Raw genomic sequence first — 15,263 nt, 5'->3', positions numbered from 1 at the left:
GCGCCGCCCTGGCCGTCGCCGGTCGGTGCGGCCCGGTGCAGCGTCGCGCGGGCCGGCGCAGGCGCGGGTGCGGGACCCGAGCCCTCGACCGGCTCGATCCGCACGCCGCTATCGTCCTCGCCGTCCGCGCCGGCGCTCTTGAGTACGGCGGCGGCGAACCGCGCCGCGATGCCGCGCGGGATCTGGAAGCCGGTCTCGTTGGCCTGGATGCGGATCGCGCCGACCTCGTTCTTGGTGATCCCGCCGCGGCGGCAGATCAGCGGCAGGATCCAGCGCGGATCAGCATTCTGGCGGCGGCCGATATTCATGCGGAACCACACGGTGTCGTCGAAGCCCTGGCGGTGATGCGCCTTGGGACCCTCGGGCACGCGGTCGATCATTTCCTCGGGCGCGGGCATCGCGGCCCGGTGAGCGTGGACCAAGGCCGCGGCGATTTCCTGCGGCGATTTGTTCTTGAGCAACTCCTCGCCGATCACCCAATCGTCGGGATCGGGCTCGACCGGCTGGCTCAGCGCCTCGATCAGGCGGTCGCGATCCTTGGTGCGGATGTCGTCGACGGTCGGCACCGGCACCCATTCGGCGGCGATGCGCGCCGAGCGCAGCATCATCTCGACACGCCGGCGGCGCGGATAGGGGACGATCAGCACCGCGGTGCCCTTCTTGCCGGCACGGCCGGTGCGGCCCGAACGATGCTGGAGGACTTCGGCGTCGCGCGGCATCTCGACATGGACGACGAGGCTGAGCGTGGGGAGATCGATGCCGCGCGCTGCGACGTCGGTCGCGACGCAGACGCGCGCGCGGCGATCGCGCAGCGCCTGGAGCGCGTGGTTGCGCTCGTTCTGCGAATGCTCACCCGACAAGGCAACCGCCGCGAAGCCGCGTTCGACCAGGCTGGCATGGAGATGCCGGACATTGTCGCGCGTCGCGCAGAACAGCATCGCCGTCTCCGCCTCGTAGAAACGGAGCAGGTTGATCACCGCATGTTCGATATCCGCCGGCGCGACCGCCACAGCCTGGTAGGAGATGTCGCCATGCCCGCGCTCTTCGCCGACGGTCGAGATGCGCAGCGCATCGCGCTGATACTTCTTGGCGAGCGCGACGATCTGACGCGGCAACGTCGCCGAGAACAGCAAGGTGCGGCGTTCGGCGGGGGCGGCGTCGAGCAAGGTCTCGAGGTCCTCGCGAAAGCCCATGTCGAGCATCTCGTCGGCCTCATCGAGCACGGCGACGCGCAAGCTCGACAGATCGAGCGCACCGCGCTCGCCGTGATCGCGCAAGCGGCCCGGCGTGCCGACGACGACGTGCACGCCCTGCGCCAGCACGCGGCGCTCGCGCGAGGGATCCATGCCGCCGACGCAGGTGGCGATGCGCGCACCGGTCTTGGCGTAGAGCCACGACAATTCCTTGGCGACCTGAAGCGCGAGCTCGCGGGTCGGGGCGATCACCAACGCGAGCGGCGCGCCGGCGGGCGGGGTCTGGCCTTTGTGGAGCAGCTCCTCGGCCATGGCGAGGCCGAACGCGACGGTCTTGCCCGACCCGGTCTGCGCGGACACCAGCAGGTCGCGGCCATTGGACTCAGGCTTGCTGACTTCGGCCTGGACGGGAGTGAGTGCTTCGTAACCGCGCGCGGTCAGCGCCTCGGCAAGCAACGGGGGAAGGTGGGAAAAGGGCATTCTGTCTCGATGGCAATAACGGCGTCGGCCCGGAGCGACTGGCGCCGGGCAGGTAACGCGGTACGGATGTGGATTGGTCAGGGCCTCTACCCGCTTTTTGGCGATTTGGCAAAAGCGGGAGTGGAGGCATAGACTTGGGTTATGGGCGAGCGCACAAAAGAGCGCGCTCACCCTCTTTGCAATCAAACTGACCCGGTGACGTCACAGCGCTGACACCGGCGCGTCACCGCTCTGCAAAAACCCATCCCTAGGCGCGGCGCGACAGCAGAATCGCTGCACCAGCAAAAGGGATAAAAGGGTGGCCAACCGAGCACTTACCGTGCGCTGCGGAATCGTAGCGTTTCTCTTGACTGCGAGCCCCGCGGCACTTGCCCAGAGCGCACCGGTAGCTGTCGACAGCGATGCGGCGCCCGACGCGCAGACCGACCAGGACATTGTCGTCACCGGCCGTGCCGGCGCGGGCGAGCGCACCAAGCTCGATACCAGCTATGCGATCACCACGCTCAACAACGATGCGCTGCGCTCGCGGGCTGCGTCCAGCGTCACCGAGACGCTGAAGTCGGTCCCCGGCTTCTGGGTCGAGGCATCGGGCGGCGAAGGATCGGGCAACGTCCGCGCGCGCGGCATCCCGGTCGACGGGTTTGGATCGATCAACCTGCTCGAGGACGGCCTGCCGGTGCAGCACGATCCGGCGCTGGGCTATCTCAACGCCGACCAGGCATTCCGAATGGATGAGTCGATCGACCGCGTCGAAGTGGTGCGCGGCGGTCCCTCGTCGGTCTTCTATTCGAACGCGCCGGGCGGCGTGGTCAATTTCATCACCCGCAAGCCGGGCGACGAATTGTCGGGCCGCGCGCGCGTGCTTTATGGGCCGACCGCGGACCTGTTCCGCTTCGATGGCTGGGTCGGCACGCCGCTGGCCGACGGCTGGAAGTTCGATGTGGGCGGTTTCTACCGCAACGAGCGCGGGGTTCGCGATCCCGGCTATACCGGCAACAAAGGCGGCCAGATCCGCGCCGATCTGTCGAAGGATTTCGGCAATGCGCAGATCGCGCTCAGCTACAAGCATCTGGCGGATGACGCGATCTTCTACACCGGCATCCCGCTGACCAAGGATTCGGACGGCAATATCGTCAGCCTGCCTGGATTCAACGCCAATTACGACACCACCGCCAGCCGCGAGACCGCGTTCCTGACGCTCAAAAGCGCCAACGGCCCGGTGTTCTTCGACAATACCCAGGGGACGCGCATCCGGCTCAACCAATATTCGGCGATGGCGGATTGGGAATTCGCGCCGGGCTGGAAATTGTCGAACAAGGCGCGCTATCGTGACAGCAACACGGTGCGCAACGGCGTCTATCCCGCCTCGATCAGCACAGCGGCGGCGCTGCTGACGCAATATGGATCGTCGCTGCTCAAGGCTTATCCTGGCGCGACCAATGTCCAGCTCCGCTATGTCGATACCGGCCAGGCGTTCGACGTGGCCAACCAGAACGGCAATGGCGACGTGTTCATCAACGCGGCGCGCCCGGTAACGGTCGACGAGAGCGAGTTCGTCGATGACCTCCATCTCGCCCACCGTTTCCAGATGGGCAGCATGACGCACGATTTCGCGTTGGGCTTCTATTACGCGCATATCCGCGAGACCTTCAAACGCTACTCGGCCTCGACCGTGCAGGACGTGTCGGGCAATTCGCGGCTGCTCGATCTTGTCGCGCTCAACGCGGCGGGTCAGGTGGTCGGCGCGCTGACCCAGAACGGCGTCAGCCGCTACGGATCGGAATTCGCCAACGGCTATGGCAAGTCGGACGTCTTCGCCCTCTACGGCTCGGACGAGTGGCAGATCACGCCGCAATTGCGCCTCGACGGCGGCATCCGCTGGGAAAAGGTCACCGCCAAGGGCGCGCAGGAAGGCCAGAAGACCGTCAATCTCGGCGACCCGACCACTCTCGCGGACGATCAGGTGCTGACCGGCAACGGCGTCTTCACGCCCTATGACCGCAATTTCGACCATGTCGGCTACACGATCGGCGCCGATTGGCAGTTCAGCCACAGCGCGGGGGTGTTCGCGCGCTATACCTCGGCATTCCGCATGCCGAGCGTGGGCAGCTTCATCACCTCCGCCAACGCGCAGCCGGTGACGCAGGGGATCAAGATGTGGGAAGCAGGGTTCAAGCTCTCGACCCCGTTGGTCAGCTTTTACGCGACCGGGTTCCTGACGGATTTCGATGCCTATTCGATCGGCAACACCCAGTTCGACCCGAAGACGTTGGGCTATATCACCCAGACCGTCTACACCGACACCCGCGATTATGGCGTCGAGCTCGAAGGCACGATCCGGCCGGTGTCGTGGTTCGACCTCACGATCAACGCGACGATCCAGAACCCGACCTTCCACAATCTCAAGTATAACGAACTGTCTGGCACGACGTTGATCCCGCGCGATTATTCGGGTCACCAGCTGCTCCGCGTCCCCAAACTCGGGCTGCGCGCCACCCCGGCGGTGACCCTGCTCGACGGGCGTTTCCGCGCGCAAATGGACGTGGAGCATTATTCGAAACGCTATGCCGATGCCGCCAACATTTCGAAGTTGCCGGCCTATACCGTGCTCAACGCCAGCGTGCGGTTCAAGCTGACCGACCGCATCTCGTTCTGGGCCTATGGCGACAATCTGACCAACGCGATCGGGCTAACCGAAGGCAATCCGCGCGCGGGTGAGCTGACCAGCGGTCAGGCCAACGACCAATTGTTCATCGGCCGGCCGATCTTCGGCCGCAATTTCCGCTTCGCCGTCGACTTCGCCTTCTGATGCGCAGATTTCATCTTTTCGTCGCGCTGATCCTGGCCGCCCTCGCCGCTCCGGCGGCGATGGCCGGCCAAGATCAGGCGCAGCCCGACGTGACCGTCGCCGGCGTCATCGCCGGCAAGGATGCGCAGACCTATCGCGAGATTCCGTTCGACGTCCCCGCGGGCGTCGAGCGGATCACGGTCGCTTTGTCCTATGACAAGACCAACAAGACGGTGATCGACCTCGGCGTGTGGGATTCGAAGCAGTTTCGCGGCTGGAGCGGCGGCTCGTACGACAAAGTGACGATCGCGCCGAGCGACGCGACGCCGGGCTACCTGCCGGGACCGATCCCGACCGGCCGTTGGCACGTCCAGTTCGGGGTGCCCAATGCTCGCCCGAACAGCAGCGCCGCCTATACGGTGAGGGTCTATTTCGACCGCGGCAGCTCGGCGCGCGCGAGCGCCGCGATTGCCAACCCGCCGCTCGTCGACAGACCCGATTGGTATCGCGGCGACCTTCATATGCACGACGCCAACAGCGACGGCAGTTGCAAGAGCCAGCTTGGGCGCAAGGTGCCGTGTCCGCTGTTCCGGACGGTCGAGGCGGCGAGCGCGTTGGGGCTCGATTTCATCGCGGTGACCGACCACAATACCGTCGCGCATTTCGATGATCTGCGCGAGTTGCAGCCCTGGTTCGACAAGATGCTGCTGATCCCCGGGGTCGAGGTCACCACCTTTCGCGGCCACATTAACATCTTCGGACCGTCGCGCTTCGTCGATTTCCGCGTCGGCACGCCCGGCGTTCCCAATCTTCCCGCGCTTCAGAAGAGTATCGCCGCTGCCGGCGCGATCATGTCGATCAACCATCCGGCGTCGCCGAGTGGCGAAATCTGCATGGGCTGCGGCTGGCTGTGGACCGACACCGATTGGAGCCAAGTGACCGCGGTCGAGGCGGTCAACGGCGTCAATGTCGAGGGCCCCTATGCCGGGCTCGGTTTCTGGTACGCCCGGCTCAACGAAGGCAAGCGCCTGACCGGGATCGGCGGCAGCGATACGCACGACCCCGACGGCCCGTCGCGGATCGGACGGCCAACCACGGTGGTCTATGCCGACAGCTTGTCGGTCCCCGGCATCACCGCGGGGATCAAGCGCGGCAACGTGTTCATCGACACCGAGGGGACGCGCGACCGTTTGCTCGAAATGGCGGTCGTATCCGGCGGGCGTCGTGCGGTAATGGGCGAACGGCTGCGTCCCAACGCGACGCTGTCGATGGAACTGCACCTGGTCGCCGTACGCGGCGCGGCGGTCGAGGTCATCGCCAATGGCAAGGCGTTGGCCGGCCTGGGCTCGACGATCGACAGCGACGATGCGCGCATGAAGGTATCGCTCGATCGTGCACGAGCGTGTGGCTGGATCAGCGCCAATGTGCGCGGCAAGACCGGGCTGCTGCTGATCGGCAACCCCGTCTATATCGACTGCCGCTGAGGCGTTGGTTCTCGCAGTCCGGTGACGGGCGTCCGGCGGTTGTCGCCGGGCGCCCGCGATCCCATCTCTCTTGGTGCGATCTTCCCCAATAAGAGGTGCCCTGATGACGCTCCCCGCCGATCCCGTCTGGTTCATCACTGGCTGCTCGACCGGCTTCGGCCGTGAGCTCGCCAAACTCGTGCTCGATCGCGGCTGGCGCGTGGTGGCGACCGCGCGCGGCAAGGATCGCGTTGCCGATATCGTCGAGATCGCGCCCGATCGCGCCCTGGCGATCGACCTGGACGTCACCGATAAAGCGCAGATCGACGCGGCGGTGGCGGCGACGAAGGACAGGTTCGGCCGGATCGACGTGCTCGTGAACAATGCCGGCTATGGGTATCAAAGCGCGATCGAAGAAGGCGAGGAACAGGAAATCCGCGACCAGTTCGATGCCAATGTCTTCGGCCTGTTCGCGGTGACGCGCGCGGTGCTGCCGGTGATGCGCGAGCAGGGCAGCGGCAATATCGTCAATATCAGTTCGGTCGGCGGTCTGCTCGGCTTCCCTGCCTCGGGCTATTATTCCGCGACCAAGCACGCGGTCGAGGGTTTCACCGATTCCCTCCGCGCCGAGGTCGGGCCGCTCGGCATCGCCGCGATGTGCGTCGAGCCGGGGCCGTTCCGCACCGACTGGGCGGGCCGATCGCTGCGCCAGACCAAGAACCGGATCGCGGCTTATGCCGAGACCGCGGGCAAGCGCATGGCGACGACCAGCGGCTATAGCGGCGAACAGCCGGGCGACCCGGTCCGCGCCGGCGAGGCGATCATCGAGGTAGTGTCGCGCGCCGATGTGCCACGCCATCTGGTGCTCGGCAGGTTCGCGTATGAGACGGCGGTGGCCAAGCTGAAGGAGCGTCTGGCGATCATCGAGGGTGACCGCGACCTCAGCCTGGGCGCCGATTATCCGGAGATGGCGGAAGCATAAACCGGCTGGCGGCCAGGAACGTGGTGATCAACAACCCCGCCGCGATGAGAGTCGCGACGAGCCGGTCGATCAGCAGCCCCTGACCGATCGTTTCGCCGCCGCTGGTCAGCAGCATGATCAGCGGCGTGGTTGCCGCGGTATAAGCGGCATAGCTGCGGTTCCTGAGCCACGGGCTCAGCGCCGCGAGCGTCGCGATGATCGCGACGAGCGCCCAGCCCGGTAGCGGATGGATAGCGATCGCTTCGGTCGCCACCACGCCCGCCGCCACGCCAAGCGCACGCTGCGAGACCTTGGCGATGAGATTGTCGCTTTGCCGTTGCGTGAGCAAGGCGACGGCAACCGCGATCCAGCTGTAGTGATGCTGCGGGAACGCGCCCCGAATCGCGGCGGCGCAGGCGAGGCAGGCCGTCAACCGGACCGGGTAACTCCATGCCGCCCAAGTCCGGAGCATCGTCCGCCAGTGACGGAACTTCTGCTCGAAGCTCGCGGTCGATTCGCGTTCGCTCGCCACGATCGAGCCGATGTCGAATCGCCGCGCCGCCACACCGATCGCCAACCCGCAGAGCGCCGCCCATAATGCCCCCTCGGCGATGAGAACCACCAGGGCGATCCGGTTGGGCGTGTGCGCCGCGACACCGAGTCCGATCGTTGCAAAGATGATGAAGCGCTGGCTCGCGACCGCCATCGGCCGGCTGAATCCGCCGAGCAGCGCCGCGGCACCGGCGGCAAGCACCAGCCCCACGTCGCTCCGCGGTCCGTGCTGGGCGATGATCGCGGCCGCCACCGCGGCGGCGATCGCCGCGACGACGATGTCACGGACGATCCGCCAATGCTCTTTCAGACTTGCGCCGCGCGGCGCGGCGCCGACCCACATCGCGCCGAGCGAAGCGGCCAGGCCGATATTGGGCCGCCCGATCAACACGCCGATCAGGATCGGCACGCCCATGCCGAGCGCGGTGACCGCCATCGCCGAGGGATCGAGCGCATCCGCGCCGTCCCATTCCAACGCCCCGCCGAACACCGCGCGGGTGCCGTGGACAGCTCGAGAAAAAGCAGGGCTCATGCTCGCGCGGCTAGGGCTGGCCTCCATGATGAGGCAAGGAGACGATGAGCCAAGCTTAGGAAAGCAGTCGCCGGATCGCGTCGCGCAAGCCGGTTGCGTCGCAGGGTTCGATCAGCGTCAGGCCCGGTTGCGGCGGCAGGCCGCATGCTTCGGTGGCGATCACCGGCAAGTCAGCGGCAAGCGCGCGGAGCAAGGTCGCAGGGCGATGCTCGACGATCGCGGGCAGGATCACGCCGGCGAGTTCGCCCGGCACTCCCTGGGCCAGGCGAACGTCGCGATCGCCCCAGAAATCCGGTTGCTCTTCGCCTGGGCGCTCGATCAACAACGCGATGTCGAGTTGCTCCATTGCCTCGCGCATCGCATGCGCACCTTTGCGCGCGAGGGCAGGGCCCGCGAACAGGAAAGTACGGCCGCCGCGCGTAACGGGCAGGGGCGTCGCTGCCTGCCAGTCGATCAGGTCGACACGTGCCGACGGAAAACGGGCGGCAATCGCGCGATGTGGCGTGATCAGCCGAACCGCTTCGCCCAGCGCCGCACGCTCTGCCGCGGCGATCGCCTCCGGCGCGCGGAAATCGCCGAGCGTCGCGCTATCGGGATAAAGATCGCGCGCGGCGTCCAGCACGCGATGCATCGCGTCGATCGGCAAGCGGTCGAGCAACACCTCGAAGCTGCGACCCCGTAACGCCCCCACCCGCCAGAGATGCGGCAGCAGCGCCTGCGCGATGACGAGATGCGTGTGCGTCGCGCCGAGCTTGCGCGCATAGGCGGCCGCCAGCCGCGCATCGGCGTCGAGCAGCACGCGCGCTCGCGGCGTGCCCGGTCCCATGCCACGCAAGGCAAGCGAGCGGCGCAGCGCGGCGAGGTCGGCGCTATATTCGCGCGCGATGACGGGCCAGCCCGCCGCGGCTTTGCCAACCCGGCGCGACGGCAGCATCAGCAGGTCGTCCGGCCCGGCTCGGTCGCGCAGCAACGCGGCGAATTCGGGGCTCGCGCCATCGACCAGCCAAGCGGTGGGCGTGCTGGTATCGATGTCGTCGGGATCGTGGCGATGGCAAGTCGTCTGGCCGCAGGTCAGGCAATCGTGCGCGATCGCACCGGTCAGGACATCGGGAGTGGGTACGGAAGCGCCGGGGATGTCGCCACGGATCGTCAGTTCGAGCTCGTCGGCGCTCAGCCGCGCCTCGATGCGGAACGGCCGCGGCGAACGGATGCGGAAATCGAGGTAATTCCAGAATACCGTGGCGTCGCGCCCCACTTCGGCGCGCGATCCGGGAACCACGCGCGTGTGGGCATGGCGCTCGACCACGTCCAGCCCGGCGTCGAGCACCGCTTCGTGGAGCGCGTTGGACAATTGGCAGAGGCCACCGCCGACGGTCGCGATCATGCAGCCTTCGCGCAGCTCGCGTCCTTCGACGAAGCCGCGGCGGCGCAGCGGTTTGCCGACCTGGCGCCAGAAGCTGAGCACTTCACCCGCGCCGACCTCGATCCCGTCGAGCCCCGAAATCGCCGCGCGCAAATTCTGGATCTTGCCGGCGTTGAGCGCGCGGTCCTTGGCACCCCCGCGCGTGGTCCAGAGCGGCGAGCGGATCGTCGCGAGCACGGGAGCGGTCGTCAGTGTCTCGCCTCGGCGATGACGTTTTGGGGCGTCGAGCGTGAGATCGGCGCCTGCACGGCGCAGGCGCAGCAATGCGGCCTTGGTCTCGAACACCAGATTGCCGACACGCGTTGGTACCGCGCGGTCGGGCAGGGCGGTGACGTTTGCCAGCCGATCACTCATTGCACGCCGCACCTCTCGCCGAGACTATCGCGCGCGAAGGCGCTATCAGGCAAGACCAAGATAGCTGGCGGGGGAAAGCGCATGATGTTGAGGCGGATCGTCATCGGATTGGTCGCGCTCGCCGCACCTGCTACCGCATTGTCCGGACAGTCGGTTCCCCCGGCGATCTACACCGATCCCGCGCCCGACCCGAAGCACCCCGCGCGGATGGACGTGTTGCACATCCCGAGCAGCGGCGTGGCGATCAATGGTGTCGCCTATGTCCCCGCGGGCGCAGGGCCGCATCCCGTCGTGGTGCTGTGTCATGGCTTGCCCGGCAATGAGAAGAATCTGGACCTGGCACAGGCATTGCGGCGAGCGGGCTGGACCGTGGTCACGTTCAACTATCGCGGGTCATGGGGCAGTCCTGGCCAATATAGCTTCGCCAACGATCTGGCCGACGCCGACGCGGTGCTGGCCTATCTGCGCACGCCCGCGTCGGTCGCGGCGCTCGGCAGCGATACCAAGCGGATGGTGTTGATCGGCCATAGCCTGGGGGGCTGGGTCACGCTGATGACGGCGGCGCACGACAAGGGGCTGATCGGCGCGGCGGCGATATCGGCGGCCGATGTCGGCTTGATCGGAAAGCTGCCGCGCGATGCGGCGATCAAGCGGCTCGAGGGCGCCGGGCTGGAGACGCTCACAACAACTAGCGCGAGCGAAGCCGACGAAGCGATCGCCAGGAGCGATGCCTATGATTTCATCAACGCGGCCCCGGGTCTCAAGCGACTGCCGTTGCTGTTGCTGACATCCGACGACGGGCTGCGCGGTCCCGCCGAAGCGCTGGGCGCATCAATCCGCAGGCAGGGTGGGGACAAGGTCGCGGCGGTCCATGTCGCGACCGATCACAGCTGGTCCGACGCGCGAATCCGGCTCGAGAGCGAGATCATCCGCTGGCTCGACACGCTGCCCAAATAAGCTGGTCGGCGGCGCCTCAACCCAGGAAGTTACTGAGGACGTCGGGGTGGAACCCGAACTTGGCGAAACCGCAAATGCCCATGAATATTCCGAACGCGCCAAAGAACCACGATCCGAACAGGAGCATCGGACTTTCGGAGAGCGCCGCCACCGCCGCCATCGCGATCGCGGTCGAAATGGCCGCCTCGCTCGCGTCGAATTGATCGTCATGCACATTGAGCGCGTCGTAATTATCGGCTTGCGCCTGGGCCTGCGCCTTAAGCTTGGGCGTCTCGATGCGATATTTGGCGATGTCCGCGTCGAGCCGGGCGAGCGTCGCCTTCGACGATTGGATGGTCGCGGGCGTGGTTGCCAGCACGGCAATCTCGTTTCGGGCGGTTTCCGAGATGTGCAGCTTGGTGCGGGTCGCCTGATATTCGTTCCAGCTGTCGACCGAATCCGCCTTTGCCTGCTGCATCGTCTGGACGAGGTTGCCGTCCTTGATGTTGCAGAGGCCGGTAAAGATCGACAGGATCACCACCGTGAGCGCGACCGCGCGGTTGAGCCTCTTGTCCTTCGCTTCGGCGCTGACTTCGACTTCCACGGCTCGACTCCTGCTCGCGAACGGCGCCTCTTTCGGCCGGTTTTGGCAGTTCGTAAATCGGGAATGAGGCGGGCTGATAATCCCCCTCCCGCCTGCGGGAGGGGTTAGGGGAGGGCGTGTCTATCTCCGTGTGCCGTGACAAGCCCCCCCCCGGCCCCTCCCGCGAGCGGGAGGGGAGTGTGAGCTCAGCCTCGGATGCGGATCGCGGCGTCGATCAACGTCACCAGCCCGGCCGCGAGGGCGAACGCGATCAACAGCCAGTAGCCCGGGCCGAACGCGGTGGCGTTGTCGGGATTGGCGGTGTCGTACCAGATCGTATGCGCTCCCGCCGGTCGCCAGCCCGCGCGGACATAGCGTTTGACCTCGGCAGAATGCCGATCGCCATGCTCGTCGACGTAATGGACCGTCTCTTCGATCAGACGCTGATGGTCGCGTCGGTGAGCCGCCAGCCGCGCGGGGTACCGAAGCCCCAGAAGTCGTCGCGTCGCTCGGCATCGCTATAGTCGGTCGCCCACGCCGCCGCCGCCGCCGGCCGCCAGGCGGTGAACAGCGTGACCGCACGGTACACGCAATAGAGCAGCCCGAGCATCAGCGCCGGCGCGGCCAGGGTGATGAAGTCCCGCATCGGTGCTGGGTTAGCGGGGAAATCTGCCGATACGGTAAAACGAAGGGGAGAGGCGTGATGACCGCTAACGACCCAGTTGCGGACATCGCATGCTGCCCCCTAAGCGTAGCTCAACAACAGGAGCAACGAATGCCGAACGGGAAGGCGGGCGATCACCCGCTCACGGATATACTGCACTACGGCTCTTCGGAGTTTGGCGAGCCTGTCGACAGCTTGGTCAAGGAAATGGCGCAGTCTGAACGATTTTTTCAGGTGCGCGATGATGTTGCCAAGGTGTTGTGGGATTGCTCCCCCGCGTGGAGACAGTCCGAAAAGGAAACGCTTATCGCTACTGCGATCGACGAGCTCCGCGCTCTGCAACAGAAACTCGCCGAGGGCAGCTAACCACCCAATAACGATCCTCGGACCAACGCTTCGGGAAATGGTCTAAACACGAAACGAAAGGGGCCGGGAGATCGCTCTCCCAGCCCCATCCACTCGTTTAAGCTTCAGTCGATCGCTTACGCGCCCGCAACCTCGGCTACGTCGATCTTGATGCCCGGGCCCATCGTCGAGCTGACCGCGAGCTTGCGAACGTACTTGCCCTTGGCGCCCGACGGCTTGGCCTTGACGATCGCGTCGACCAGCGCGTCGAAATTCGCGCGCAGGTCGGCGGCCGGGAACGATGCCTTGCCGATGCCCGAATGGATGATGCCGGCCTTTTCGACGCGATATTCGACCTGGCCGCCCTTGGCCGCCTTGACCGCCGCGGCGACGTCCATCGTCACGGTGCCCAGCTTCGGGTTCGGCATCAGGCCCTTGGGACCCAGCACCTTACCCAGGCGACCGACGATGCCCATCATGTCCGGGGTCGCGATGCAGCGATCGAAATCGATCGTGCCGCCCTGTACGATTTCCATCAGGTCCTCGGCACCGACCACGTCGGCACCAGCGGCCTTCGCTTCGTCGGCCTTGGCGCCCTTGGCGAACACGCCGACGCGGACGTCCTTGCCGGTGCCCTTGGGCAGGGTCACGACGCCACGGACCATCTGGTCGGCGTGGCGCGGATCGACGCCCAGGTTGATCGCGACTTCAATCGTCTCGTCGAACTTGCTGGTCGCATTGGCCTTGGCCAGGCCGATCGCCTCGTCAACGCCGTGCAGCTTCTCGCGGTCGATCGTGATCGCCTTGTTCTTCTTGCTCACGAAAGTCATCGGTTCAGCCCTCCACCACTTCGAGGCCCATCGCGCGGGCGGAGCCTTCGATGATGCGGGTCGCCGCGTCGATATCGTTGGCGTTCAGGTCCTTCATCTTCACTTCGGCGATCTTCGACAGCTCGGAGCGCTTGATCTTGCCCGCGGAGACCTTGCCCGGCTCCTTCGAGCCCGACTTGAGGTTCGCGGCCTTCTTGATCAGGAACGTCGCCGGCGGGGTCTTGGTCTCGAACGAGAACGACCGGTCGGCATAGACGGTGATGATCGTCGGGATCGGCGTGCTCTTCTCGAGGTCGCCGGTCGCGGCGTTGAACGCCTTGCAGAATTCCATGATGTTGACGCCGCGCTGACCCAGCGCCGGGCCGATCGGCGGCGACGGATTGGCAGCACCCGCGGGCACCTGTAGCTTGATATAGCCTGTGATCTTCTTTGCCATTTTACTCACTCTGTAGTGGGCGATGGGGGTGAACCCGCCGCCCAGGTCAAGTTTAGCGGTCAGACGGGCGCGCGACGCGAACCCTCCCGCAATTCCACAGCTGTAGCTTAGGAAGGGCGGGCCGATAGCGGAAAGTGGGCCGGGAAGCAACAGCGTCGCAGCCGCACAGGATTAGCGTGAGCTAATCCTGAGACGGCGCCCGTCCGGCCGGCCTCGCGAAGCGAGGTCCGACGACGCGGAATTCACTTCCGCGTCGGATGCTGGGGGTGCGGGGAAACCGGGAAACAAATCCACTTCGGGAGCCCGACGCGGGAGTAAATCCCGCGTCGTCGGTCGGGTTCGGCTCCGCCGACCCGCCGGCCGGTCGAACGCCGTCTCGTGAATTAGCGCCGCTAATTCACGTGCGGTCGCTGCGTAAGGCTACGCCTTACTTGCTGCGCTCGACCTGCTCGAAATCCAGCTCGACCGGCGTCGCACGCCCGAAGATCGACACCGAGACCTTGACCTTCGACTTGTCGAAATCGAGCTCCTCGACGATGCCGTTGAACGACGCGAACGGGCCGTCGAGCACCTTGACCGAATCGCCGATCTCGTAATCGACCTTGACCTGCTGGCGCGGGGCGGAGGCGGCAGCCTCTTCCTTGCTGTTGAGCATGCGCGCGGCTTCGGCGTCGCTGATCGCCTGGGGCTTGCCGTTGGGGCCGAGGAAGCCGGTCACCTTGGGCGTGTTCTTGACCAGGTGATAGACGTCGTCGTTCATCGCGAGCTTGGCCAGCACATAGCCGGGCATAAATTTGCGCTCGACCTGGATCTTCTTGCCGCGGCGCGCCTCGGTGATCGTCTCGGTCGGAACCTCGATCTGTTCGACCAGTTGCTCGAGACCCATGCGGTTTGCTTCCGACAGGATCGCGTCGCGAACCTTGCCCTCAAAGCCCGAATAAGCGTGGATGATGTACCAGCGTGCCATGGGAAACCTTATTTCGCGAGGCTCAGCAGGTACTCGACGCCCGTGTCGAACACCTTGTCGATGGCGAAGAAGAACACCGCCAGGATGACCGTCATGATCATCACCATCACCCCGGTCATGACCGTCTCGCGACGCGTCGGCCATACGACCTTGCGCGTCTCGGCCTGGACCTGCCGGATGAATTCCATGGGGGACGTTTTCGCCACGTGCCTGAACCTATGTAATCGTTGCCGAGTTTGGGGACATAGGACCGCCGCCCGGTCCCTCAAGGGGCACGGACGACAATCAATCCCGATTTCGGATTGAGGCGGAAATAGCGCTGCACCGATCGGAAGGCAAGCGTTCGCGCTAGATCAAGGATCAGCGCGTCGCCGCAATCGACCGTTCGTCGCGATTAACCATTTTCCGAGGGATCGCGACGGTTCCACCTGCGTTCGCCGCCCAACGTACCAGATCAGAGAGGCTCCATGGAACTCGACCATGCCACTATCCGGATTCTCGCCGCGATCGAACGCGAGCGGGACTATCCGGTCGAAGAGGAAGAGTGGCAGGGGAGCTCGGATTCGAACCGAGGGCCTTCGGTTTTGGAGACCGACGCTCTAACCAGCTGAGCTACACCCCTGTGCGGCGGATGCCTGTAGCGCCACCGCGCGCGGGCGGCAATAGTTAGACTCGTTTTCAGCTTCGCTGAGACGGTGCCGGCCCGCTCCCCCACCCGACCTCCCATAGAATACCCTGATTGGGAGGTCGGGTGGG

Annotated in this window: 14 protein-coding genes and 1 tRNA gene; 5 read left to right on the top strand and 10 right to left on the bottom strand. The window is 65.7% G+C overall.

The window, feature by feature from the left end; genetic code table 11:
• Positions 1-1,673 (bottom strand): DEAD/DEAH box helicase (locus AC1DRD_RS22605; RefSeq protein WP_478043146.1); only part of this gene is annotated, 1,673 nt, incomplete at its 3' end.
• A 346-nt stretch (positions 1,674-2,019) separates the two neighbouring features.
• On the opposite strand from AC1DRD_RS22605, the gene AC1DRD_RS22600 reads away from it, so the two are divergent.
• The 3 genes from AC1DRD_RS22600 to AC1DRD_RS22590 all read left to right on the top strand — a co-directional run bounded on the left by AC1DRD_RS22600 (position 2,020) and on the right by AC1DRD_RS22590 (position 6,906).
• Complete coding sequence (locus AC1DRD_RS22600) at positions 2,020-4,482, top strand: TonB-dependent receptor (protein WP_478043145.1); 2,463 nt, start codon at positions 2,020-2,022, stop codon at positions 4,480-4,482.
• Positions 4,482-5,945 carry a CehA/McbA family metallohydrolase gene (locus AC1DRD_RS22595; protein WP_478043144.1) on the top strand — a complete coding sequence of 488 codons (1,464 nt, stop codon included), beginning with the start codon at positions 4,482-4,484 and terminating at the stop codon, positions 5,943-5,945. The genes AC1DRD_RS22600 and AC1DRD_RS22595 overlap by 1 nt, the downstream gene beginning before the upstream one ends.
• Positions 5,946-6,048: 103 nt before the next feature.
• A complete protein-coding gene (locus tag AC1DRD_RS22590) occupies positions 6,049-6,906 on the top strand; it encodes an oxidoreductase (RefSeq protein WP_478043143.1) in 858 nt (285 codons plus the stop codon).
• Here AC1DRD_RS22590 and AC1DRD_RS22585 read toward each other — a convergent pair.
• The gene (locus tag AC1DRD_RS22585; protein WP_478043142.1) at positions 6,866-7,969 is read right to left on the bottom strand and encodes an FUSC family protein; all 1,104 of its coding nucleotides are present in this window, start codon (positions 7,967-7,969) and stop codon (positions 6,866-6,868) included. The genes AC1DRD_RS22590 and AC1DRD_RS22585 overlap by 41 nt on opposite strands.
• A 55-nt stretch (positions 7,970-8,024) precedes the next feature.
• On the bottom strand, positions 8,025-9,746 hold the full coding sequence (locus tag AC1DRD_RS22580; RefSeq protein WP_478043141.1) for a VanW family protein: 1,722 nt from the start codon (positions 9,744-9,746) through the stop codon (positions 8,025-8,027).
• Positions 9,747-9,827: 81 nt separating this feature from the next.
• On the opposite strand from AC1DRD_RS22580, the gene AC1DRD_RS22575 reads away from it, so the two are divergent.
• Entirely contained in the window at positions 9,828-10,703 is an 876-nt protein-coding gene (locus AC1DRD_RS22575) for an alpha/beta hydrolase family protein (protein ID WP_478043140.1), read from the top strand.
• A gap of 16 nt (positions 10,704-10,719) precedes the next feature.
• On the opposite strand, the gene AC1DRD_RS22570 is transcribed toward AC1DRD_RS22575, so the two are convergent.
• Both AC1DRD_RS22570 and AC1DRD_RS22565 read right to left on the bottom strand, forming a co-directional pair.
• The gene (locus AC1DRD_RS22570; protein WP_478043139.1) at positions 10,720-11,286 is read right to left on the bottom strand and encodes a DUF4337 domain-containing protein; all 567 of its coding nucleotides are present in this window, start codon (positions 11,284-11,286) and stop codon (positions 10,720-10,722) included.
• 415 nt (positions 11,287-11,701) lie between these two features.
• A complete protein-coding gene (locus AC1DRD_RS22565; protein WP_478043138.1) occupies positions 11,702-11,911 on the bottom strand; it encodes a hypothetical protein in 210 nt (69 codons plus the stop codon).
• Positions 11,912-12,040: 129 nt separating this feature from the next.
• On the opposite strand from AC1DRD_RS22565, the gene AC1DRD_RS22560 reads away from it, so the two are divergent.
• Complete coding sequence (locus tag AC1DRD_RS22560; RefSeq protein WP_478043137.1) at positions 12,041-12,295, top strand: hypothetical protein; 255 nt, start codon at positions 12,041-12,043, stop codon at positions 12,293-12,295.
• 116 nt (positions 12,296-12,411) lie between these two features.
• Here the strand turns inward: AC1DRD_RS22560 and rplA are convergent, their stop codons facing one another.
• The 5 genes from rplA to AC1DRD_RS22535 all read right to left on the bottom strand — a co-directional run bounded on the left by rplA (position 12,412) and on the right by AC1DRD_RS22535 (position 15,129).
• Positions 12,412-13,104, bottom strand: a complete 693-nt coding sequence (gene rplA, locus AC1DRD_RS22555; protein ID WP_478032589.1) for a 50S ribosomal protein L1 — start codon at positions 13,102-13,104, stop codon at positions 12,412-12,414.
• Between the two features lie 4 nt (positions 13,105-13,108).
• Positions 13,109-13,540 carry a 50S ribosomal protein L11 gene (gene rplK / locus AC1DRD_RS22550; protein ID WP_066810582.1) on the bottom strand — a complete coding sequence of 144 codons (432 nt, stop codon included), beginning with the start codon at positions 13,538-13,540 and terminating at the stop codon, positions 13,109-13,111.
• A gap of 427 nt (positions 13,541-13,967) precedes the next feature.
• On the bottom strand, positions 13,968-14,507 hold the full coding sequence (gene nusG, locus AC1DRD_RS22545; RefSeq protein WP_066810584.1) for a transcription termination/antitermination protein NusG: 540 nt from the start codon (positions 14,505-14,507) through the stop codon (positions 13,968-13,970).
• A gap of 8 nt (positions 14,508-14,515) precedes the next feature.
• A complete protein-coding gene (gene secE / locus AC1DRD_RS22540) occupies positions 14,516-14,713 on the bottom strand; it encodes a preprotein translocase subunit SecE (RefSeq protein WP_066822705.1) in 198 nt (65 codons plus the stop codon).
• Positions 14,714-15,052: 339 nt separating this feature from the next.
• Positions 15,053-15,129, bottom strand: a tRNA-Trp gene (locus AC1DRD_RS22535).
• Positions 15,130-15,263 lie beyond the last annotated feature (134 nt).

Source organism: Sphingomonas sp. P4_G2, assembly GCF_056401155.1.
Note: the sequence above shows the minus strand (reverse complement) of the source record. Positions and strands in the feature narration are given on the sequence as shown.

Coding starts and splice junctions, on each gene's coding strand:
- AC1DRD_RS22595 (WP_478043144.1), top strand. CDS start 4,482: ATGCGCAGATTTCATCTTTTCGTCGCGCTGATCCTGGCCGCCCTCGCC.
- AC1DRD_RS22590 (WP_478043143.1), top strand. CDS start 6,049: ATGACGCTCCCCGCCGATCCCGTCTGGTTCATCACTGGCTGCTCGACC.
- AC1DRD_RS22585 (WP_478043142.1), bottom strand. CDS start 7,969: ATGAGCCCTGCTTTTTCTCGAGCTGTCCACGGCACCCGCGCGGTGTTC.
- AC1DRD_RS22580 (WP_478043141.1), bottom strand. CDS start 9,746: ATGAGTGATCGGCTGGCAAACGTCACCGCCCTGCCCGACCGCGCGGTA.
- AC1DRD_RS22575 (WP_478043140.1), top strand. CDS start 9,828: ATGATGTTGAGGCGGATCGTCATCGGATTGGTCGCGCTCGCCGCACCT.
- AC1DRD_RS22565 (WP_478043138.1), bottom strand. CDS start 11,911: ATGCGGGACTTCATCACCCTGGCCGCGCCGGCGCTGATGCTCGGGCTG.
- AC1DRD_RS22560 (WP_478043137.1), top strand. CDS start 12,041: ATGCCGAACGGGAAGGCGGGCGATCACCCGCTCACGGATATACTGCAC.
- rplA (WP_478032589.1), bottom strand. CDS start 13,104: ATGACTTTCGTGAGCAAGAAGAACAAGGCGATCACGATCGACCGCGAG.
- rplK (WP_066810582.1), bottom strand. CDS start 13,540: ATGGCAAAGAAGATCACAGGCTATATCAAGCTACAGGTGCCCGCGGGT.
- nusG (WP_066810584.1), bottom strand. CDS start 14,507: ATGGCACGCTGGTACATCATCCACGCTTATTCGGGCTTTGAGGGCAAG.